The organism is Cytobacillus horneckiae, from assembly GCF_002835735.1.
GTDB lineage: Bacteria > Bacillota > Bacilli > Bacillales > Cytobacillaceae > Cytobacillus > Cytobacillus horneckiae.
The window spans coordinates 76,165-95,949 of the sequence record NZ_PISD01000005.1 but is presented as its reverse complement, the minus strand read 5'-3'; the positions used below and the strand labels follow the sequence as shown (position 1 = coordinate 95,949).

The following is a 19,785-nucleotide window of genomic DNA, read 5'->3' as shown; positions in this document are numbered from 1 at the left end:
TTCACACTGGTGGTTTTGATTCAATTTAACTAAGGTAACCTACCCATTTACATCGTGGAACTGAAATAATTGTAATTTTGTATCATTTAAATTTTTATGAATCATTTTATTAAATTTTCAGGTCTAATAATAGAATTTAATTGAAACTGTGAAGAAGGCTCAAGGTGGTAATAAAATGGCTTTTCAGGAACTCATAGAACATGAAAAGAATAAATTGTATAGTATTGCTTACTTATATGTGAAAAACTTGTCTAATATTAATTGATTTCTAATCTCCGCTTTTGGTTTCGTTGCTACACTAATTACAGTGTTGAATGGTCGATAAATTAAATTTGTAAAAAAATTACTATTGTGTTTTTTTGATACGTATAATTTAATTAAAATAACGTATTTTGGAAATAACACTAATATATTCAGGAGGGTTTTAATGAAAAAAATAATGATTAGTTCGTTGTTAATCTTTTCATTGGTTGGATGTCAAAGTAATACAAGTAGTGAGTTTGATACTTCAAAATTAGTGAAAATAGAAATGTCGGATGTGACAGAAGAACAACAAAAAAACATACCAATAACATATGAGGCAAACTCTTTAGAAGATGGATTAAAAGCATTACCTTTTGAAGTCAAATTACCAAACTCTTTGCCCATTAAAGACACAGAGTTTCAACCACCTGTTATTAATGATATGAAACATGGTGGTGAGGAACTAATGACAGAATTTCAAGCAGCCTCTCAAGATGGAAAAGAATCGATCCTAATTTCAGTATTTAATAAAGAAGTTAATCTAAATGATGAAGGTACAAGAGAAGTAGATATCAATAATGAAATTAAAGGATACTATGGGAATAATTCATTAAGTTTTAATAAAGGAAACGTTTCTTATACTATATCGTTTCTGAATAAAGAACTTACAGAAGAAGAACGATTGATTGAGTTAACAAAAATTGCCGAACAAATGATTTAATAGAAAAAGGTGTTTCTTTTCACTTAAATCAAAAAATCGATAAGGAAAGTGCAAACCACCTAGTAGATGAGTTTGATTTAGTTGTTGATTGTACGGGCAAGAATGAACCTCTTTTTCCGTTTCCAACTGAAGAAGAGCTACCTCCTTTCAATATGCCTCAGCGAAAATGCATCGTAGGATACTTCAAAGGCATAAAACCCAATCCCCCTCTCGGAGTATGTGTAACGATTCTTCCTGAAGCAGGTGAAATGTTTGAAATACCCGCCTTCACAGAACATGTACCCGTCAACATTTTATTCATTATGGCCACCCAAAATCGTGAATTGGATGTTTTTAAAACTGTGAAAAATAAAGGATCATTTACGCAAAAAATGATAGATACTATTAAACAGTATTTTCCTGATATTTATAACAGAATGGAAGAACAGAACTTTTTAATATGTGATGATAAAGGTTTTCTCCAAAAAGCCATAACTCCAGTCATTAGAAAACCCTATATTGTTATAAAAGGAAAGTTAATTGTAGGCTGTGGAGACAGTGTATTTTTGAATGATCCTATTACAGGCCAAGGCTGCAATCTTGCTTCTTATTGTGCCGAACAATTGTATGAAACACTAATACAATACAAGGATGCGAACTGGAATCCTATTGGAATCGAACAAAGCAGCATGTAAAGGAAGTAACGGAATGGACGAATGCAATGCTGCAGCCCTTGCCACAGCATGTCGTACAATTACTGCTTCAGGCGGCAAATGATCGTTCGAAAGCAGATTGTATTGCTGAATGGTTCGAACAGCCTGACAAAGCTTATAGAGCTTTTTTTCAAGTAAAACGATGACAGATAGAGCCGTTCCGCTTAAACCAGATGCTTCATAAAATATCTTTCTCTTAATCTTGAGCAGTGTGTTTCGTGCATGCCGTCTCCCTTTCATCTATATCATTGCCATAGATAAATATAAATGGTATAATATAGGTAATAACTTCTACGAGAATGTGTATTTGAAATAACTAAAATATATTGATTAAAGTCTTTAGACCGGCGCTTATTGAGCCATTCTAAAGGCTTTTTTGTTGTGCCTGCCAGTTTATTAGAAATAACTTAACATAATTGGAGATGATGTATATGGAAAGTTTACCTTGCAAAGATTGTAAAGGAATGTGCTGTGGCCCTGTACCTATAACTAAAAATGAACGAAAGAAAATACAAAAAGAGATTCGAAAAATGCCTGTCAAAAAACGTTTGGAATTAAAAAACCAAAATCGTTATATAGGGACATGCATTTTTTTTGATGAAATAAATAATCGTTGCGGGATTCATTCAGCACGCCCTTCCATTTGCAAAGCGTTTGGTTTTTATCAAAATCTAGTTTGCTTTAAAAGCCCCAGTACAGCTTCTACAAAAAGATATCATGCTAGTGAACCACCTGCTGGTATATTAAGTGTGGATTTTACTTGGAAGGACTTTACGTGATTCATTGCCAAACCGGCACTCATAATAGAATAGTTTCGAAAATTCTATTATGAGTATTGTTTTAACCTCCTTATCTCTATTAAAACTATGATTGAGTGCCGACTATCACGAATCTAGAAATCGCTCTACCGCTGCTAGAAATTCTGGCAAATGTGTTTCATGCACAAAGTGTCCTGCATCTCCTATCGTCACTAATTCACAATTTGGGATAAGCTTAGAAACTTCAAGCAATTTATTTTGAGGAATGTGGCTGGAACCACCACCTATAATAAGAGTTGGCATGTTTATATTCGGAAGGTTCTGCCACCAATCAGGATTCGGTTCATTAAGTTGCTTTATCATTGCAGTCACAACCTGCCAATCAAACGGCAGAGGAGCAACAGGGCTTGATGGTATTTCAATCGGCTTATCAGGAAAAGGAGGCGGCGTGTCCTCCACAATCAATCGTTCTATCCTTGAAGAAAATGCTTCCGAGAAAAGATAGGAAACTGTTCCGCCCATTGAATGTCCAATAAGCGTGAACCTTTCTAGTTTCAGCTTGTTGGCAAAATGCAGCAAGTCATCGCACATCAATTCAAAAGAGTAATTGGTTGTTCTGGCACTCATGCCGTGCCCGCGCTGTTCTAATGCTAAAACACGATATTTTTTTCCTAGAATAGCAGCTGCTTCATCCCATGAATCTGCACTTTTGCCCATCGCATGGAGTGCTACAATAGGTGGCGCAGATGATTCTCCGCATTCACGGTATTGAAAGGTAAGACCATTCAAATCAATTTGATTCGCCCTTATTTCCATTTTCAGTTCCTCCTTGATCCGGTTTTCACACTTTCTACATTAGGCTCTTTACAAAATTCAGCCATAATCTCCTTCTTGATTTCTGCGATAGGAATCTTGTTAGGATAAGTAGCAATCATCAGCATGCTGCCTTGAAGCACGGTTGAAAAATACAACGAACGTTGCCGCGGATTCTTTACTCCAAGCCTTTCAAATATTTCACATTGCACCTCAAACATTCTTGCATTTTCTTCAATAAGCAATCGGCTGTATTTTATCAATTCCTCGTCAGCTATTGGCTGTGTTTGCAAATGTAAATAGAATCGATGGACATCAGGTTTTTGCTGGATATTATTAATCGCTCCTTCAACAATATGTTCAAGCTGTTTACTTGGAATCTCAATAGCGGAAGCTTCTTCTATCACTTTTATCACTTCTCTTGTCCTGGCAACAACCATCTCAGCCAGCAGTTCTTCTTTTCCTTTGTAATAATTGTATAGTAACCCTTTAGAAATACCTGCCTGTTTCGCTATATCATTAATCGACGTGGCATAATATCCTTGTTTAATAAATAATTCCATAGCTGCAGCACATATTTTGTCTTTTGAAAGTTTGCGGATACGATCATTTTCTTCAGGTGTTCTTGGCATATAAATTTCTATCCTCCATAAAGCTAGTAATTTTCTCATACAGCTCTTCAGGGTGAGTGAGTGTCACTAGATGATCAGCATCATCTATTTCAACGAAACGAATTTCGGGTACTTCCTGAAACCGCTCTGCTACAAGAAAATTATCTTGTATTTCTTGCTTGCCTATAATAAATAATGTTTTTGGTTTTAATTCTCCTAAACGTTCATTTGCTGGCGGCTGAGGCCAGCTTATGCATAGGTCGGGAGGCCACTGAAGAATATGTTGAAAATGAAGACGAAGCATTTGTACTGTGAGATCTTTGTGCGGGCTATTGATGACGACTTGATAAGTTGGAGTATGAAGTGCAATCTCTAACATTTTGTCAATATTTGGGGCAGCTTCTATAATGCTGTTCATATGATGGTTAAACTCATTTGAGTAGTTAAAACCTGATAAAGAAGGAGCAATTACTACAAGCTTTGTCACTCTTTCGGGGTAATTAAGAGCAAAATCTGTAGCAACTTGACCTCCTATAGAATGACCTATAATGGTTGCCTGCTTAATTTCTAAATAATCCATAAGTGATAATAAATCTTCAACATAATTAACATGCTTATTAGGCATTGGAGATTTACCTACACCGCGGCCGTCAAATGTAACCACTTTGTTTTCCTTTGCTAAAAGCGGCGCTAAATAAGTCCAGTCCCTCATATCAGCACCACCGCTGTGAATTAGAACAATGGGATTGCCTTTGCCGTTTACTTCATAAGTCAAATCCATTCTACCCCACCTTTTTTATTTGAATTTTCAGTTTTATTTTATTATTGAATGAACGTTTAGTCAATATAAAATATAAGAAATTGTAAAAACCATTCTGTATTATAATCAAAAAGGCTGCCAAAGCAGCCAAAGGGTGTTGAGAAATTAATTCTTTTGGTGAAGCATCCGTTCGACTCCTGAGGGAGTTTTAAGACAGTAGAGACACTTTGCGAAGTAGTGTCTGCATTGACGCTTCTCTTGTTTCCGGGCACTTCCTGGTTGCGAAGCGGTTCGACGCTCACCAGCTATAAAGCTAGTGTAAGCCGCGGGGAACATCCGTCACCTCATCATTTTGATTATGAAATGAGCTTTTCTTCAGCTTTTTTTCTATAGGTTATCGATTAGAAATCATATTCTTCATCTTTTTGCGCACGAATGATTTCATAAGCTTCAGAGGTTAATACTGTGTCTTCTATTAATCTTTCTAGACGAAAGAGGACATCGTCATTTACAATTTCCTTTCGCAAGAAATCTTTTTCTTCGATAAATACATATGAAGGAACGATATGTGCTTTCATATAAGATAAAATAGGTTTCAGTTGCTGTTCCGCCATTAAATAGTGCTTCGCTGTACCAGCTGTAACGACAACACTTACGACTTTATCCCGAAAGGCGCTGACTGGCAGCAAGTCAAATATATTTTTAAGTGTGGCCGGGATAGATGCTTGGAAGGTTGGTGTTCCAATAATAATAGCATCTGCCCCCATGATTGTTTCTGTTACATATTTAGTATCGCCATCATATTCAAAGTAATTTCGTCCATCACTAAAATCAAGTGTATAGTCAGCTAAATCCAATAATGTTACTTCATGCTCCGGATATTTGTTTTCAATCATTTCTCTCACTTTTATCATTGCTGTTTTTGTTTTGGAACCGATGATAGATCCAGCAAGCGCTACTATTTTCATGATGCTCTCTCCCATCTAATTAGCTGTATATTTTTTAATCGCCGGAATGATATCATTCCCAATGACTTCTATATTTTTCATGATCTTTTCAAATGGCACGCCGCCAAAATCAATTTGGGCCATAAATCGCTGCATTCCAAAAAGTTCATACTGGTAAAGGATTTTTTCGATAATCTGCTGTGTGCTGCCGACCATTAATGCATCACGCGTATCTGGCGCTTGGGCAAATTGCTGTTTTGGATAGCCGCCGCCGCGGATCGCCTGGAAACCGCCATTAATATGCGGATACATGCCCTGTAATGCTTCTTTCGTCGTATCGGCAACATAAAATAAGCTTGTTGTGGCAATTGGCAGTGTTTTTGAATCAAAGCCGCTGCTTTCAGCTGCCTCTCTATAAGCATCAACTGAATGTTTAAAGTTGATTGCCGGCCCGCCTAATGTAGTCAGCATCATAGGAATTCCCATGTATCCCGCTTTAATAGCGCTTGCAGGAGGTCCTCCGACTGCACGCCATATTGGCAATTGGCCGTTAAGAGGCTGCGGCAGAATTTCTGCATTTTTTAACGGCGGACGGAATTCACCTTGCCAGGTTACATATTTTTCTTCATTTATTTTCTTTAGCAATTCCAATTTTTCTTCGAATATTTCCTCATAATCTTGCAAATCCACCCCTAGCAAATGATAGGCGCCGACACGCGAGCCCCTGCCAGCGACGATTTCGGCACGACCATCTGAAATTAAATCGATTGTGGCAAAGTCCTCATATACCCGCACAGGATCAGATACACTAAGCACTGTCGCTGAACTGGATATTTTAATTTTGCTCGTGGCCTGCGCAATGGCGCCTAAAACAACCGAGTGTGCTTGGGTTGTAAAGTATGTTTGGTGGCTCTCGCCAACTCCGAATACTGCGATACCAGCTTCTTCTGCAAGTTTACTCGCTTCAATTAGCTCCTTAATGCGCTGTTGAGCAGAAATTCTTTCACCTGTCAGCGGATTTTCTATGTGATCTCCTAAAGAGTATAGTCCGAATTCCATTCCATTGGATGGATTGATACGATATTTTTCCATCATTTATCCTCCTCAATTGGCTTAAGTTTTTGCTCGATCTCTGCACGGCGTTCTTCTAAAAATGGAGGTAAATCCAAGTTTTCACCAAGTGTGTCGATATCTCCATCGATTGTAAATCCAGGACCGTCTGTTGCTATTTCGAATAGAATACCATTTGATTCTCGGAAATATAGGCTTTTAAAGTAGTAACGATCAACAACTCCAGTCGACTGAAAGCCTCTTGCCCGCACCTGTTCATCCCAGTATGCCAGCTCTTCATCGTCTTTGGCGCGAATCGCCAAATGATGTATGCTGCCCCGCCCCGGCTTTTCAGCAGGGCCGTCTAAATATTTCACGACGATTTCCCCAAACACTTCACCTTGAATCGATTGAAAAACCGCTTCTTCCTCGGTTCGTGATATTTCTGTATAGGCAAACAATTCTGTTAGTGTTCGCGCTAGTTTATCTACTCGGCGCACAGTTATTTCCACTGTTCCCATTCCCATAATTTGATGTTCTGCAGGCACATCCGATTTCTCCCACGTTTCCCAATGCTCAATTTTCTCTCCATTTGATGCCATCAGCACCATTCGCAATCCCTCTGCATCTTCGAAGTGCAAGGCTGGTCGGTTTGCATAGGTCGTGATGGAGCCGTGTTGAACTCCATATGCTTCAAACCTTTTTTCCCAAAAGTGCAAGCTCGCTTCAGTAGGTAAGAGTAAACCGATTTGGGTGATAGCATTGGTCCCTCTGTATGTGCGTCCAACAAGCGGGATTTCAAAGAAGGATAACTCTGTTCCGGCACTCCCCGTTTTATCCCCGTAAAACAAGTGATACATTGATGGATCATCTTGATTCACTGTCATTTTTACGCGGCGTAAACCAAGTACTTCACGATAAAAATAGTTATTTTGTCTCGCATTTTTTGTAATCATGGAAATATGATGGTGTCCTGATATCTTGTGCATAATAAGCCCTCCTAATATCGATTGATTAATCAAGTGAAGTGGTAAAAAAATTACCTATTCGCCAATTTTTTCGTTTCACTACTTTTATGAACGCGTGACATGAGCGAATATAAGGTCTTTTGTTCCTCTTCAGATAGGCACTCGTCAAAAAACGAAGATTGGAATGCGAGTTGATCCTCGAATGACTTTTCCAGTTTAGCCTTCCCTTTATTCGTTAATGAAATCGTGTTTGTTTTCCAATCTTGCTTGCATTCAATAAGACCGTCCTTTTCCAGGCGAGTGAGCATACGCGAAATACCGCCTTCGGTGACTGTAACTTTCTCAGCAAGCTCACATTGGGTCAAAGGTTCATAGGTTAAAATTTGCATCAGCACATCGAATTGTGCAGTTGTTAAATCAAATTGCTTTAAAAAATCATTTGAGAGCAAGTTGCTTTGATGAATGAAATGAGGCAGTCGCAGCCATATTAATGTTCCGCGCGTATTATATTGCATAATATCACTCCCATTCTTCACTATCACTTTACCACTCAATTGATAAAATAGCAAGAAAAATATCTTGAATTAAAACTATATTTATTTTGACCTATCTATTATTGTTCAAACAAGCGAAAAAGCCAAGGCAATCACACCCTGGCTTTTTTCAGCTATATAAATATTCTAATTTAGCATACTTTACTTAGTCTAAGCTCTTCGTCCAGTAATCAATTGGAAAATAAGTACGACGAGTGCGATTACAAGGAGCAAATGAATAAGTCCTCCACCAACCCCTCCAATAAAACCTAAAAGCCATAGTACTAAAATAATTAAAAATATTGTCCAAAGCATAATAAATACCTCCAAAAGTTAATTACTTTTATTTATGATGTTTGTATTTATATACCCTTAACTGCTTTGATATTAAACAGCCATTTTATATTAGGAAAAATCAGAAATAAATAGTACGTATAATTAGTATCATGGCTTTTTTTTCTGTAGGATGAATGTATTGAAAACAATCGAGGGAGGGGTATCGAATGGAAAAGGTAGGACTTATTTTAAATCCTCATGCAGGAAATCAAAAATTAGCTGAAATCGTCGATACAATTCACTCCAAGCTTTTAGAAGCATTTTCCGAAGTGAAAATTTTTAAAACAAGAAAAGCTGGAGAAGGCGCTGAAATCGTAAAGGAAATAGCAGAAGAGATTGATCTCCTGATCGGTGCTGGCGGAGATGGTACAATTTATGAAATTATTAATGCGCTTTGTCCATTAGAGAACAGGCCAGCGTTTGCTATAATACCTGGCGGAACGTGCAATGATTTCTCAAGAACGCTCGGAATGAATCAGGATCCTTTATTAGCTGTGGAACAAATTATAAACAAAGCTACACAAAAAGTAGATGTAGGTAAATATGATGATCAATACTTCCTCAACTTCTGGGGTATTGGCTTAATCTCAGAAGTGTCAAAGAACGTCGAAAGTGAAAATAAAAAGCTGCTCGGAAAAATGTCTTATTATATTCATGCATCAAAAATGATTTTTCAAAATGAGCGTTTCCATTTAAAAGTGGACAGTAAAGCAAAATCTTTTGATGGCGAAGCAGTTATGATGGTCATTGGAAATGGTTCATACTTAGGAGGAATGCAAACATTTTTCCCTGGTGCACAGATTCAGGATGGAAAGCTGGATGTTTTAATTATTAAGCAAACGTCTATTCAACACTTTTGGACTTGGCTGCAATCCCAAATTCAAAATAAATTTCCGGAAGATAGCAATGAAGATTTACTATTCTTTCGTGCAGAATGTCTTGAAATTGAAGCCTCTCCTCAACAAAGAATAGATTGCGATGGGGAAATAAAGTACGAAACCCCCTCAAAAATTTCTGTCCTGCCTGGTCATCTTACAGTTGTCGTTGGTGATTTTCCACTTAAAGATTAATATACATTAATTTGTCCTGAAGATATCCAATGATAGCTGAAATATCTTCAGGACAAACATATATTTCCTTCGAATAAATCCGTTATTTCCGTTTTGATTGTATCCCTTTTAAAATAGCCGTCGTTTGCGATTCGAATAACTCTTTATATTTATCGCTATACACTCTTCACTGTCATAGTGGGTGCCAATAAGGTACTCATTGCAGACTATCTATCAGTTTTTTTCATTTAAAATAAAACCGCCAATAACTGCCAAAGCTGGAATTCCCCAATTAATAAAAAAAACACTAACAAGTCCTCATTTAATATCAATCATAAATACGTAATATAAAAACCGGCTCTATAATTCCTTAAATATAGCTCTTGCTCAACTATTTTCTAATAAGTATATGTAGTCATATTTTATTATTTTTGTATTTCTCTTTTACTTTTTTTAAAGTCTCATATATACTAAAATCAAATTGAATAATAAATAACTAGGGGAGTCCAATGAGTTGGGCTGAGAAAGAAACACGTTGAAGTTTCTTGACTCTTAGGACCTGATCTGGTTCATACCAGCGTGGGGAAGTTAGAGTGATTATTGTAGCAATACTACTTCTGCATACATATTAGCCGGGTCCATCCATCTATTGGACACCGGCTTTTTTATGTATTTTTTAGGATATTTCTCCGCTTTTCCGCTTGTTATGTTCTATATCTTGTCCTTTATTACAAAATAAGGGAGAGAATAATTATGTCAAAGCGAGTAACTTCATTAAACGAACAAAGTCATCCATTCACAGCAAATTTTCCTGGCAGCACAAAAGTATATGTAACAGGCTCCAGACCTGATATTAAAGTCCCAATGCGCGAGATTGGGTTAAGTCCAACGACTGGCACCTTTGGAGAAGCAGAGAATCCTCCAGTGAGAGTTTATGACACTAGTGGTCCTTTTACTGATCCTGATTATGCAGTGGATATTGCAAAAGGACTGCCGGCTATTAAAAGCATATGGATTCAAGAACGCGGTGATGTTGAAGAATATGATGGCCGTGAAATCAAGCCGCAGGATAATGGTTATCGGAATGAAAACGATCCTCGAACACATCAACACGTATTCCCAGGCTTAAAACGGAAACCATTGCGTGCGAAAAAAGGGAAAAATGCCACTCAGCTTCACTATGCTCGAAAAGGAATCATTACACCCGAGATGGAATTTATCGCCATTAGAGAGAGCATGAAGCCAGAATTTGTCCGTGATGAAGTGGCCGCAGGCAGGGCAATCATCCCTTCCAATATCAATCACCCGGAGGCAGAGCCTATGATTATAGGCCGAAATTTTCATGTGAAAATTAACGCCAACATCGGAAATTCTGCTGTTAGCTCTTCTATAGAGGATGAAGTTGAAAAAATGACCTGGGCGACACGCTGGGGCGCTGATAATATTATGGATTTATCAACAGGGAAAAACATTCATACAACAAGAGAATGGATTATTAGAAACTCACCGGTTCCTGTCGGTACAGTCCCCATTTATCAAGCGCTTGAAAAAGTAAACGGAGTGGCAGAGGACCTTACTTGGGAGATATACCGTGATACATTAATTGAACAAGCTGAACAAGGAGTCGATTACTTTACAATACATGCCGGTGTCCTATTACGGTATGTACCGCTTACGGCTAAACGCTTAACAGGCATCGTTTCCCGCGGTGGATCTATTATGGCACAATGGTGTCTCTATCATCATAAAGAAAGCTTTTTATATACTCATTTTGAAGAAATCTGTGAAATCATGAAATCATATGATATATCCTTCTCTTTAGGTGATGGTTTGCGTCCCGGTTCAATTGCTGATGCGAATGATGAAGCACAGTTTGCAGAATTAGAGACGCTTGGGGAATTAACGAAAATCGCTTGGAAGCATGATGTTCAGGTTATGATTGAAGGACCCGGACATGTGCCGATGCACCTTATAAAAGAAAATATGGATAAACAATTAGAGGTATGCCAGGAAGCTCCCTTTTATACACTCGGACCGCTGACTACCGATATTGCTCCTGGATATGATCACATTACTTCTGCTATCGGCGCAGCAATGATTGGCTGGTATGGGACTGCGATGTTATGCTATGTCACTCCAAAAGAACATTTAGGATTGCCGAATAAAAATGATGTTCGCGAAGGTGTGATTACTTATAAAATCGCTGCCCATGCCGCTGATTTAGCAAAAGGACATCCCGGCGCGCATATAAGAGATGATGCTTTATCAAAGGCCCGTTTTGAATTCCGCTGGAGAGATCAATTTAACTTATCGTTAGACCCGGAAAGAGCAATTGAATATCACGATGAAACATTACCTGCTGAAGGCGCAAAAACCGCTCACTTTTGCTCAATGTGCGGACCTAAATTTTGCAGCATGAGAATTTCTCAAGATATTCGTAAATACGCATCAGATAACCACCTTGATACGAAAGAAGCAATTGAAAACGGACTGAAAGAAAAAGCTGAACAGTTTAAGCAATCTGGCAGCAAAATATATCAATAATATTTCTTAGAGGGGGTATTACAATGAATGTCGAGATTCTTCAAGAAGAGATTAATCATATCAAAACACGCCTTGCTATTTTAGAAAACCGTCTAAAGGAAATTCAGCATTATTGTGATCATCATTATTATAAGCGAAATCATTTTTATGAGGTGTGCGCGAAATGCAATAAGATAAATGTTCTATATTATTAAATTATGCTTTTGAAGAAAAGAGAAAACCTCATACTAGCAGCTGTTTTTCTTCAACCAAATAATATTGATAATATAAAAATCAGCAAATTTGTGATGGAACCTTCTTGATTCAAACCCATTTTCAAAGTCTAGATTAAATTTATAAAATAAGCCAAAAGCTAAGAAGCAAAGGGATCTCTTCTTAGCTTTTAGCTAAACCTTAAGAAAAAGTTAAAGAGTTATTTAGCTCTCCTCTAATAAATTCACCTTTAAATAGGACCGCTTCTCTCTTACTTGTTCTAGCTACCGCCTCAGCAGAACAGGATGCTCTGACTAAAACTAAACTGGCTTCATCACCGACATTTGGCCATTGAGGCTCGCCTGCTTTATTTAATGGTGTGATTCCACCGGTTGCATATTTTAAAGATTGGCTGAGTGAAAGTTCATCACTCTTTCTATAAGTCTCACAATACCTTGTTACTTTTTCAAGAACATCTCCGTTACCAAACGGACCCCATGAATCATAAAATCCGTCACATCCAAGATGAACATTCACGCCTTTTTTATCCAATAATTCAATAGGTGGTAGTGATTTTGTGATTGGAATGGTGGACATAATGGATATCCCTAAATTGCTTAATTTATCACTAATATGTTCTGCTTGTTGTAACGGAACTTCACCAAGACAGAAAGCATGACTAATTGCTACACGGTTATTCCATTTTGCTTCTTCTACCATCTCAGCTAGCTTGTCAATAGTATAATAGCCTACATGTCCACCATCATGGAGATGTATATCTATATCAACGTCAAATTCAGTCGCTAAATTCATTACCTCGAATAATGACTGTTCAATATTTTTATCTATTCCAGCTGGGTCTAACCCTCCAACAAGAGTAGCACCAGAATTTAAGGCTTCTCTCATTAAAGGAATTACCTCTCCTTTTAATAATCCATGTTGCGGGAAAGCGACAATATCATATGTTAGATGGTCAGAATAGCTATTCAGCGCTTCTTTTACTCCCTCTAAATTCTTTAAGCCAATGTACGGGTCAATGTTCACATGGGTGCGAATATGTGATGCACCTTTAGACAGGATAAGGTCAATCATTTTAGAAGCTCGTTGTTTAACAGTAGTGGATAATTCCTCTAATTCCATTGCTTCAAGCCGCAACCGTTCTTCTAAGTTTTTTGCTGGCCTGCAAGCCTTCCAGTCTAGCGATAGGTAAGTTTTATCTAAATGATTATGCATTTCTTTTAAGCTAGGTATCCCCAGAAGCCCTTTACAATCGATTTGATCCTCTTCAGGAGAAATCTTATCGTTTTTCTCTTTTTTTTCAACAATTTTCCCATCAACAATTTTTAATTGGAATAAGTCTGTTTTTGTGGTAATTGTGTTATTTTCATCTCTTACATAGCCTACTTCTAGCAATACATTCGTTAGCCAAAACTCCTTTTGCACGATATTATCCCCTTTCGTAAATTAATTTTAAATAGTAAGCTCTGATTCTAGTTTGCTTTCTACCTTTTTCCCTTTAAAGAAAAGTGATTTGATTTCTCCTCTTCTAGCCACGGCTTCAGCGGAACAAGAAGCGTCCACTAACATCATCGTTGCATCATCCCCTACCTTAGGCCACACTCTTTCTCCCTTAGCATTTAACGGCTTAATCCCGCCGGTTCCGTATTTTAAAGCTGTTGATAATGAATGCTCGTCACTCATTTTAAATCGTTCCGCCAAAATAGAAAGTTTTTGAATGGTATCACCTGTCCCAAATGGTGACCAATGATCAGTTATACTATCATGCCCTACTGAAACAGTAACCCCCAGCTTATCTAATAGTGGAACCGGAATTGTTTGTCTATTAATCGGAATCGTTGTAGTAATATCAATCTCCTGTTGCTTTAATATTTCTCCTATATAGGTTATTTCACTTTCATCTAAGTCCCCTAAAGCAATACCATGACTAATAGTAGCCTTTCCTTTCAGCCCTGTTTGTTCAGTATAATGTGCCATTCTTTCAAAGGTAAAAGCTCCTAAAGAGTTCGGATCATGGAGGTGAATGTCTACACCCCTATTATTTTCAGCCGCAATATCAAATATTGTATATAATGATTGTTCAATATTCCGATCGACAGTTGCAGGGTCAACTCCACCAACCAATGTTGCTCCATTTTTCATTGCATCCTTAACTAGTTGTACAGAATCACTTCTTAGCAATCCATGTTGAGGAAAAGCGACAATATCATAAGAAAGTACATCTTCGTATTTTTTCAAGGCATTCACCGTTGCCTCTAAGTTTTTCAAACCAATTACAGGATCAATATTACAATGTGTGCGTATGTGCGTATGCCCATTTGCTATATATAGTTCTAGCATTTTTTCAGCGCGTTCTTGTGCGGTTGGCAGCAGTTTTGGAAGTAATTTTTTTTCTTCATCCAATCTTGTAAAGATGCCATTAGTTATAGGCGTACATGCTTTCCATGGACCACCATAGTATGTCTTGTCAATATGGATATGCATGTCTCTTAATGAAGGTAATAGCAAATAACCTTGTCCATCTAATTTCATTTCATGAGTGTCTGGCAACTGATTTGTTATTTCTATTATTTTGCCATCCTCAATTTTCAAATGACATAATTCCGTTTTCGTCCCTCGAATTTCACCAGCTTCCATGTCAAAAGATTTCTCTAGTTTCACATTCAATAACCATTGAATTGTCATTTATATACCTCCTAAAGGATTTTTAAGGGGGAAGCTATAGATTTTAAGCTAATTATCCCCTGTTATAAATATAAGGTCTTATTTAAACTTCACATCGTTTTTAGAATCATTGCTTTCTAAATTAACATTGTTACTTGTTGAACACCCTGAAATAACTAATAATATGAAAAACAATAAGCCGAACACTTTAAATTTCCCCCTCAATCCTATCCCCCTAGAGCATTATTTATTTAATTATAATAATATTCTGATAATATTTTTTCTAAATTCTTTACTTGTTTTTACGCTTTTTTTACTTTTTTATATTGTTGAAAACATATTACAACGAATATACAAGCTAGTTTTGTGATAGGGGAAAAAATAGTATCGACATTTGTTTTTATAAACCCTCAAAATATATCAATTTCATCTAATTCTTAGAGCTGTTTTATATAAATTCATAAAGATTTAGTCCTTGAACATAAGCAGAGATGACAGGATGATAAACGTACCTCTTATCTACCATCCGTTGGAGAATTTACTCGAAGCATCCTCCCTTAAATGCCGAGTACAATTAGTATAATGAATCGAGTAGCCAAGATTGTTAATTTCGAGAAGATGAATACCGGTATCACCGGTGTGAAAATATTTATTATGAATGATTGGCAATTGAAGAAAGGACTCGATCAATCTAGAAATCATTCCGCCATGGGAAACAATGGCTATTTGATCATAGCATTTGCTCTGTTCAAGTATTTGTGACAGAGCTTGTTCGGCTCTAGCTCTAAATTCTATTCTCGTTTCGCCATAGGCTCCCCACTTTATATGAGGAGGCAGCAGGAAAGGATCATCCGCTTCTTTAAGCGGCTTGCCAGCTATGTCGCCATTATTGTGCTCTCTTAATTCATCTAAGTATTCCACTTTACATTCAATTACTTCACTTAACATAGCAGCTGTTTTACTTGCGCGTTGCAATGTACTCGCCCAAATTTTTTCTAAAGCAAACTCATTGCATACTCGATTTGCCAGTTTTTTCACTTGTTCGATCCCCTCTGCAGTTAATGGATAATCTGCCCTACCTTCATGCACCTTCAAAAGGTCGGCTTCCGATTCTCCGTGCCGGATCAATAAAATTTTCATATAGCTCCTCCTCTGTTAAATATTAGAAAATTAATTCTACTAAATCACAAAGGACAAGTAAACTGATAATTTGCTAATTTATATTTTTCACTAAAAAGCGCGATTCTCTCATTAAGAATCACTCTTTTCAATATTTATTCTGTTTGTCTCTCTAATAAATGATTTTTTTCTAGCGCGCGTTTTTCTAATTTAAGCAGCCATGCTTTTCTCTGAATGCCGCCGCCGTATCCTCCAAGATCACCATTTAAGTTAATGACTCTATGACATGGAATAAGAATGGATATTTGATTCGCTCCATTTGCACGGGCAACTGCTCGATAAGCTTTATCGATTCCTACCCTTGTTGCTAACTCCTTATAATGAATCGTCGTTCCAAATGGTATTTTCATCAATTGTTCCCAGACTTTTTTTGGAAAATGGTTCCGAACCGTTCAGCGATTGGCGTTTTAAATGCAATTAAATCTCCTTCAAAATAATCCTTTAATTCAGCTTCCAATTGTTCAAGAATAGCGTTCGTTCCAGGAATAATTGCTGCAGAAAGCTTTGCTCTCAGGTTTTCCAGTTCCTTTTCCAAGCCTCTCCTATCAACAAATTCCAACAAGTATAATCCATGCTCATCCGCTATCGCTATCATTGGACTTAATATAGTTTCAATCCATTTTGCTGTTAAAAGCAAGATGTCAGCATTTCTTTTAGGGACCGCCCCCATAGTCCTGGTAAATGCGTCGCGAAATCCATTGCCTGATTCAAAGCCGCTATCCATTTGCGTATAAATAATCGGTTTACCATTGCGAATATGGTTAAATGCTATTCCAAGCCGGCGTGCCCTGGCGTATTCAATAAAGGTCATTCCAAATTGTTTTTTAAATTGCCTCCTTGCTGTATTAGCACTAATTGATAAATCGTCAAAATCTTTATCCTTCCACCTCTTTTGCGGATTTTCTTCAATCGCGAGTACCAATTTCTTTACTTCAGGTGATAAGTAGCTCGGATGATTCAACGGCTGGCACCTTTTGCAAGGCCGGTAGTAGGCAAGTGCCGCCTCTTGTGCTGTATGAAAAAATTCACAGTTTTCTTTCTTAGGTTTTTTTGCCGGACAGGTTGGGCGGCAAAACACTCCAGTTGTTTTCACCCCTACAAAGAATATTCCTTCATAGTTGGAATTTTTTTCGACTAACATTTTATAAAAGGCATCTATTTTTTGAGGATCACTAATCATTTTCCTTCTCCTTTATTTAAAGAAATATAAGTGATTCTTTAAAAACTGCTAAGCTTAAAAATTGGAATAAGGGTTATCGCTAACCCCTTTTATACGAATACAAACAATGGCGATTGCTCCAGTCGACAAAAAACTGCAATCGACTCTACTAAAGCAAGACTGGAACCTCAGTCCCACACACTATGACCGTTTTCCTTGCTTTCCATTGGATTTTAGTTTCAGTTCGAACGGTTTCACCGCCACTAATAAAGCTGCTTTACCAGGGCTTTCACTCCTTTTCCCTCAATCATTCCGGCTACTATAACATCAATGTTTCTTTGATGAGGTAGGTTTTTGAATGTTTCATATCGATTCACATACATGGTTCATTCCTCATTTCTTTTTAATAAAAATATCATACAGAAACGAGAAAAATAAAAACCCCAAAAAATTAACACCAATTTTTTTGATATATTGATTAATGTTTTTGATGTCACTTTGCTTAAAAAGGCCAATCAAGGGAATATACTTATTCTAAATACTTTTAAAGGAGCAAAGGAATTGGATCTATATCTTTATTTTTTCTTCACATGTGCATACATTTTTTTGTTTGTTTGGAGCCTCTATAAAAAACAGCTTTTTAATTTGAGCAGCTTCGTGTATTTAGTTATTATCGGACTTATATTTGATAATATTGTCGTTGCCCTTGGACGATTTATAGGTGTCGGCACTTTGCTTGAAAATCTTAACTATCTGAGATATTGGGTTCATGCATTCGTTACCCCTACTCTTATCCTCTTCTGTCTAAGTGTATTACAGCACACGGGCATAAAATGGGTGAAATCTAAAATCACCCTATGGATGACTTGGCTTTATACAATAATCTTAATTCTTTTAGAAATTTTCACAGAAGCTTGGGATATTCAATTAAAGCCAGTGTGGGAGTATGGAGTTCTCCGATATATTCCAGCTGAATCGGCCAGTGGTCCACCTATTATGATTATTTTTATAAGCATCACCTTAATTGCTACAGCTATACTGCTTTATAAATATACAAAATGGAAGTGGATGCTGATTGGTTCCGTTATCATGACAATTGGCAGTGCCATCCCATTTCCGTTTAACAGCGCTGCAAGTACAAATGGATTTGAACTCTTTCTACTAATTACTTTAGTAATAACAAAGCTGCACTTTGATAAAAAACTAACGACAGAGTAGACAGTCATTTTATTTACTATTTGGTTTTGTTAAATTGGGCTGTTGATTTACTTTTCAGCAGCTCTAATTTTCATATAGTCAGTCAAACAGAACAAACGACTCTTCAAATAAGAGTCGTTACTAAAATGCTATAGTATCATGTTAATCAAACACGTCTTTTGGATCAATGTCCCGCAATATTTCATAAATTGCCAGTCCGTCGCTCACATGCTCGTCATTATACTTAATTGGCAATAAGGCAAAGAACACATAGTATGCGGAAAAATATCCAAATTGATAAAAATAAGATGTCTCTGGAATGATGTCAATGGAGATAAACAAATTTAGTATGAGCATAGTACTCAAATTAAAGATGATTCCCCCTGAATGTACAAGAATATGCGCCAGTTTGTTATTTATCTTCAACCCTTTATACGAACACGAAGAATCAGCAATATAGATTCTCTTAATAGTAATCGGTCCAAAAGTGACGAGCGTTTTTCCTCTGCCTATTACGAGATTGGAATCTCCTCCCAACACTTTCGCCATTGTCCAATGACCTAACTGATGAATAAGAGAGACAATCGGCAGTATTAGGAAAAAAGCCCAAAACGCAGTGATTAAGTCATTCCATTCGAACATTGAAACACCCTCCTCTACGAAGATGTTTTCCTTAATCTCTCATTATTCAAACAAAAATATCCTATTCTTACACCGTTGTAATGGAAAATATATGAATACGACACGAATGAGGATAGCTTGTAAAAAAATTAAATAAAAACACGGAAACTTTTACACTAGCTAAATCATTTAATTGTTTGATAATACGCAATTCGGGAAAAGTATAACTAACAGTAAATTATAAAAAGGAGTGGCTATGATGGAGTCTACACAAAATGCTTATTATATAGATATTGAAAATGGAACGATTTTGGATACTGCCGACGGACATGACTGGCAATTTAAAGTGTATGCTAACGGTGAACAAATAGCAGAGCTGAACAGATATATGCGCCAAAATTATGATGCCGACTTAAAAACATATGTCAGAGCACATGTTCCATTTATGGAATATCATAAGAAGTCTCAAAATCCTGAATATGACTATACAATGGTTAAGCTTTACGAGATGATCTATAAGTTTGGGGATGAAGAGTCCAGACAGCATATTAACAAAATGGGTATTATTGATACAAATAAAATTGATAAAGAAACCCAATGAAAGCAGCCCATTTTTATCTGGGCTGCTTTTATTCGGTTCTTCACTTCATATGATTTCCCTAAAACCTTTTACAAGTTTTTACGATTCATTGGGAGCCTAGCTTTTCTAGCATGCTTATAATTGATAATC

The 19,785-nt window shown here is 37.0% G+C and carries 21 protein-coding genes, 1 pseudogene and 1 riboswitch; of the genes and pseudogenes, 8 read left to right on the top strand and 14 right to left on the bottom strand.

Annotated features, from left to right (window positions below; genetic code table 11):
* Positions 1-427: 427 nt before the first annotated feature.
* Entirely contained in the window at positions 428-964 is a 537-nt protein-coding gene (locus tag CWS20_RS01770; protein WP_066193824.1) for a hypothetical protein, read from the top strand.
* Positions 965-1,116: 152 nt separating this feature from the next.
* Complete coding sequence (locus CWS20_RS28540) at positions 1,117-1,638, top strand: styrene monooxygenase/indole monooxygenase family protein (protein ID WP_066193821.1); 522 nt, start codon at positions 1,117-1,119, stop codon at positions 1,636-1,638.
* On the opposite strand, the gene CWS20_RS28535 is transcribed toward CWS20_RS28540, so the two are convergent.
* Positions 1,579-1,896 (bottom strand): hypothetical protein, encoded by a 318-nt coding sequence (locus tag CWS20_RS28535; protein WP_241504124.1) that lies wholly within the window; start codon positions 1,894-1,896, stop codon positions 1,579-1,581. The genes CWS20_RS28540 and CWS20_RS28535 overlap by 60 nt on opposite strands.
* 191 nt (positions 1,897-2,087) lie before the next feature.
* Between CWS20_RS28535 and CWS20_RS01760 the strand changes: the two genes are divergently transcribed.
* Positions 2,088-2,435, top strand: coding sequence for a YkgJ family cysteine cluster protein (locus CWS20_RS01760; RefSeq protein WP_066193818.1), 348 nt, complete (start codon positions 2,088-2,090; stop codon positions 2,433-2,435).
* Positions 2,436-2,540: 105 nt separating this feature from the next.
* Here CWS20_RS01760 and CWS20_RS01755 read toward each other — a convergent pair whose 3' ends face one another.
* The 8 genes from CWS20_RS01755 to CWS20_RS27680 form a co-directional block, all read right to left on the bottom strand.
* Positions 2,541-3,230: an alpha/beta fold hydrolase gene (locus tag CWS20_RS01755; RefSeq protein WP_066193815.1), complete on the bottom strand. Its 690-nt coding sequence runs from the start codon at positions 3,228-3,230 to the stop codon at positions 2,541-2,543.
* A gap of 2 nt (positions 3,231-3,232) precedes the next feature.
* The gene (locus tag CWS20_RS01750) at positions 3,233-3,859 is read right to left on the bottom strand and encodes a TetR/AcrR family transcriptional regulator (protein ID WP_066193813.1); all 627 of its coding nucleotides are present in this window, start codon (positions 3,857-3,859) and stop codon (positions 3,233-3,235) included.
* Complete coding sequence (locus CWS20_RS01745) at positions 3,843-4,619, bottom strand: alpha/beta fold hydrolase (protein ID WP_066193809.1); 777 nt, start codon at positions 4,617-4,619, stop codon at positions 3,843-3,845. Before CWS20_RS01745 ends, CWS20_RS01750 begins: the two co-directional genes overlap by 17 nt.
* Before the next feature lie 380 nt (positions 4,620-4,999).
* Complete coding sequence (locus CWS20_RS01740; RefSeq protein WP_066193808.1) at positions 5,000-5,566, bottom strand: NADPH-dependent FMN reductase; 567 nt, start codon at positions 5,564-5,566, stop codon at positions 5,000-5,002.
* Positions 5,567-5,581: 15 nt separating this feature from the next.
* On the bottom strand, positions 5,582-6,637 hold the full coding sequence (locus CWS20_RS01735; protein WP_066193805.1) for an LLM class flavin-dependent oxidoreductase: 1,056 nt from the start codon (positions 6,635-6,637) through the stop codon (positions 5,582-5,584).
* Positions 6,637-7,584 carry a ring-cleaving dioxygenase gene (locus CWS20_RS01730; protein WP_066193802.1) on the bottom strand — a complete coding sequence of 316 codons (948 nt, stop codon included), beginning with the start codon at positions 7,582-7,584 and terminating at the stop codon, positions 6,637-6,639. The genes CWS20_RS01735 and CWS20_RS01730 overlap by 1 nt, the downstream gene beginning before the upstream one ends.
* Positions 7,585-7,634: 50 nt before the next feature.
* Positions 7,635-8,078 (bottom strand): MarR family winged helix-turn-helix transcriptional regulator, encoded by a 444-nt coding sequence (locus tag CWS20_RS01725; RefSeq protein ID WP_066193800.1) that lies wholly within the window; start codon positions 8,076-8,078, stop codon positions 7,635-7,637.
* A gap of 189 nt (positions 8,079-8,267) precedes the next feature.
* Positions 8,268-8,411 (bottom strand): lmo0937 family membrane protein, encoded by a 144-nt coding sequence (locus tag CWS20_RS27680; RefSeq protein ID WP_142385359.1) that lies wholly within the window; start codon positions 8,409-8,411, stop codon positions 8,268-8,270.
* Positions 8,412-8,599: 188 nt separating this feature from the next.
* On the opposite strand from CWS20_RS27680, the gene CWS20_RS01720 reads away from it, so the two are divergent.
* The 3 genes from CWS20_RS01720 (at position 8,600) to CWS20_RS01710 (ending at position 12,219) form a co-directional block, all read left to right on the top strand.
* Entirely contained in the window at positions 8,600-9,502 is a 903-nt protein-coding gene (locus CWS20_RS01720) for a diacylglycerol/lipid kinase family protein (protein WP_066193797.1), read from the top strand.
* Between the two features lie 467 nt (positions 9,503-9,969).
* A riboswitch (TPP riboswitch) is annotated at positions 9,970-10,084 on the top strand.
* A gap of 150 nt (positions 10,085-10,234) precedes the next feature.
* Positions 10,235-12,025, top strand: a complete 1,791-nt coding sequence (gene thiC, locus CWS20_RS01715; RefSeq protein ID WP_066193794.1) for a phosphomethylpyrimidine synthase ThiC — start codon at positions 10,235-10,237, stop codon at positions 12,023-12,025.
* Between the two features lie 23 nt (positions 12,026-12,048).
* Positions 12,049-12,219 (top strand): serine protease, encoded by a 171-nt coding sequence (locus CWS20_RS01710; RefSeq protein WP_066193792.1) that lies wholly within the window; start codon positions 12,049-12,051, stop codon positions 12,217-12,219.
* Between the two features lie 199 nt (positions 12,220-12,418).
* Here the strand turns inward: CWS20_RS01710 and CWS20_RS01705 are convergent, their stop codons facing one another.
* The 4 genes and pseudogenes from CWS20_RS01705 to CWS20_RS01690 form a co-directional block, all read right to left on the bottom strand.
* The gene (locus CWS20_RS01705) at positions 12,419-13,660 is read right to left on the bottom strand and encodes an amidohydrolase (protein WP_066193790.1); all 1,242 of its coding nucleotides are present in this window, start codon (positions 13,658-13,660) and stop codon (positions 12,419-12,421) included.
* Between the two features lie 27 nt (positions 13,661-13,687).
* Positions 13,688-14,920: an amidohydrolase family protein gene (locus tag CWS20_RS01700; protein ID WP_066193788.1), complete on the bottom strand. Its 1,233-nt coding sequence runs from the start codon at positions 14,918-14,920 to the stop codon at positions 13,688-13,690.
* A gap of 498 nt (positions 14,921-15,418) precedes the next feature.
* On the bottom strand, positions 15,419-16,039 hold the full coding sequence (locus CWS20_RS01695; protein ID WP_066193786.1) for a histidine phosphatase family protein: 621 nt from the start codon (positions 16,037-16,039) through the stop codon (positions 15,419-15,421).
* Positions 16,040-16,173: 134 nt separating this feature from the next.
* A pseudogene (locus CWS20_RS01690) lies at positions 16,174-17,258 on the bottom strand (bifunctional transcriptional activator/DNA repair enzyme AdaA).
* A gap of 540 nt (positions 17,259-17,798) precedes the next feature.
* Here CWS20_RS01690 and CWS20_RS01685 point away from each other — a divergent pair.
* Positions 17,799-18,455, top strand: coding sequence for a hypothetical protein (locus CWS20_RS01685; RefSeq protein WP_066193783.1), 657 nt, complete (start codon positions 17,799-17,801; stop codon positions 18,453-18,455).
* Between the two features lie 141 nt (positions 18,456-18,596).
* On the opposite strand, the gene CWS20_RS01680 is transcribed toward CWS20_RS01685, so the two are convergent.
* Positions 18,597-19,076 carry a hypothetical protein gene (locus CWS20_RS01680; RefSeq protein ID WP_066193780.1) on the bottom strand — a complete coding sequence of 160 codons (480 nt, stop codon included), beginning with the start codon at positions 19,074-19,076 and terminating at the stop codon, positions 18,597-18,599.
* 235 nt (positions 19,077-19,311) lie between these two features.
* Between CWS20_RS01680 and CWS20_RS01675 the strand changes: the two genes are divergently transcribed.
* Positions 19,312-19,656, top strand: a complete 345-nt coding sequence (locus tag CWS20_RS01675; RefSeq protein WP_162840967.1) for a hydrolase — start codon at positions 19,312-19,314, stop codon at positions 19,654-19,656.
* The last annotated feature ends 129 nt before the right edge of the window (positions 19,657-19,785 follow it).

Coding starts and splice junctions, on each gene's coding strand:
- CWS20_RS01770 (WP_066193824.1), top strand. CDS start 428: ATGAAAAAAATAATGATTAGTTCGTTGTTAATCTTTTCATTGGTTGGA.
- CWS20_RS28540 (WP_066193821.1), top strand. CDS start 1,117: ATGCCTCAGCGAAAATGCATCGTAGGATACTTCAAAGGCATAAAACCC.
- CWS20_RS28535 (WP_241504124.1), bottom strand. CDS start 1,896: ATGAAAGGGAGACGGCATGCACGAAACACACTGCTCAAGATTAAGAGA.
- CWS20_RS01760 (WP_066193818.1), top strand. CDS start 2,088: ATGGAAAGTTTACCTTGCAAAGATTGTAAAGGAATGTGCTGTGGCCCT.
- CWS20_RS01755 (WP_066193815.1), bottom strand. CDS start 3,230: ATGGAAATAAGGGCGAATCAAATTGATTTGAATGGTCTTACCTTTCAA.
- CWS20_RS01750 (WP_066193813.1), bottom strand. CDS start 3,859: ATGCCAAGAACACCTGAAGAAAATGATCGTATCCGCAAACTTTCAAAA.
- CWS20_RS01745 (WP_066193809.1), bottom strand. CDS start 4,619: ATGGATTTGACTTATGAAGTAAACGGCAAAGGCAATCCCATTGTTCTA.
- CWS20_RS01740 (WP_066193808.1), bottom strand. CDS start 5,566: ATGAAAATAGTAGCGCTTGCTGGATCTATCATCGGTTCCAAAACAAAA.
- CWS20_RS01735 (WP_066193805.1), bottom strand. CDS start 6,637: ATGGAAAAATATCGTATCAATCCATCCAATGGAATGGAATTCGGACTA.
- CWS20_RS01730 (WP_066193802.1), bottom strand. CDS start 7,584: ATGCACAAGATATCAGGACACCATCATATTTCCATGATTACAAAAAAT.
- CWS20_RS01725 (WP_066193800.1), bottom strand. CDS start 8,078: ATGCAATATAATACGCGCGGAACATTAATATGGCTGCGACTGCCTCAT.
- CWS20_RS27680 (WP_142385359.1), bottom strand. CDS start 8,411: ATGCTTTGGACAATATTTTTAATTATTTTAGTACTATGGCTTTTAGGT.
- CWS20_RS01720 (WP_066193797.1), top strand. CDS start 8,600: ATGGAAAAGGTAGGACTTATTTTAAATCCTCATGCAGGAAATCAAAAA.
- thiC (WP_066193794.1), top strand. CDS start 10,235: ATGTCAAAGCGAGTAACTTCATTAAACGAACAAAGTCATCCATTCACA.
- CWS20_RS01710 (WP_066193792.1), top strand. CDS start 12,049: ATGAATGTCGAGATTCTTCAAGAAGAGATTAATCATATCAAAACACGC.
- CWS20_RS01700 (WP_066193788.1), bottom strand. CDS start 14,920: ATGACAATTCAATGGTTATTGAATGTGAAACTAGAGAAATCTTTTGAC.
- CWS20_RS01695 (WP_066193786.1), bottom strand. CDS start 16,039: ATGAAAATTTTATTGATCCGGCACGGAGAATCGGAAGCCGACCTTTTG.
- CWS20_RS01680 (WP_066193780.1), bottom strand. CDS start 19,076: ATGTTCGAATGGAATGACTTAATCACTGCGTTTTGGGCTTTTTTCCTA.
- CWS20_RS01675 (WP_162840967.1), top strand. CDS start 19,312: ATGATGGAGTCTACACAAAATGCTTATTATATAGATATTGAAAATGGA.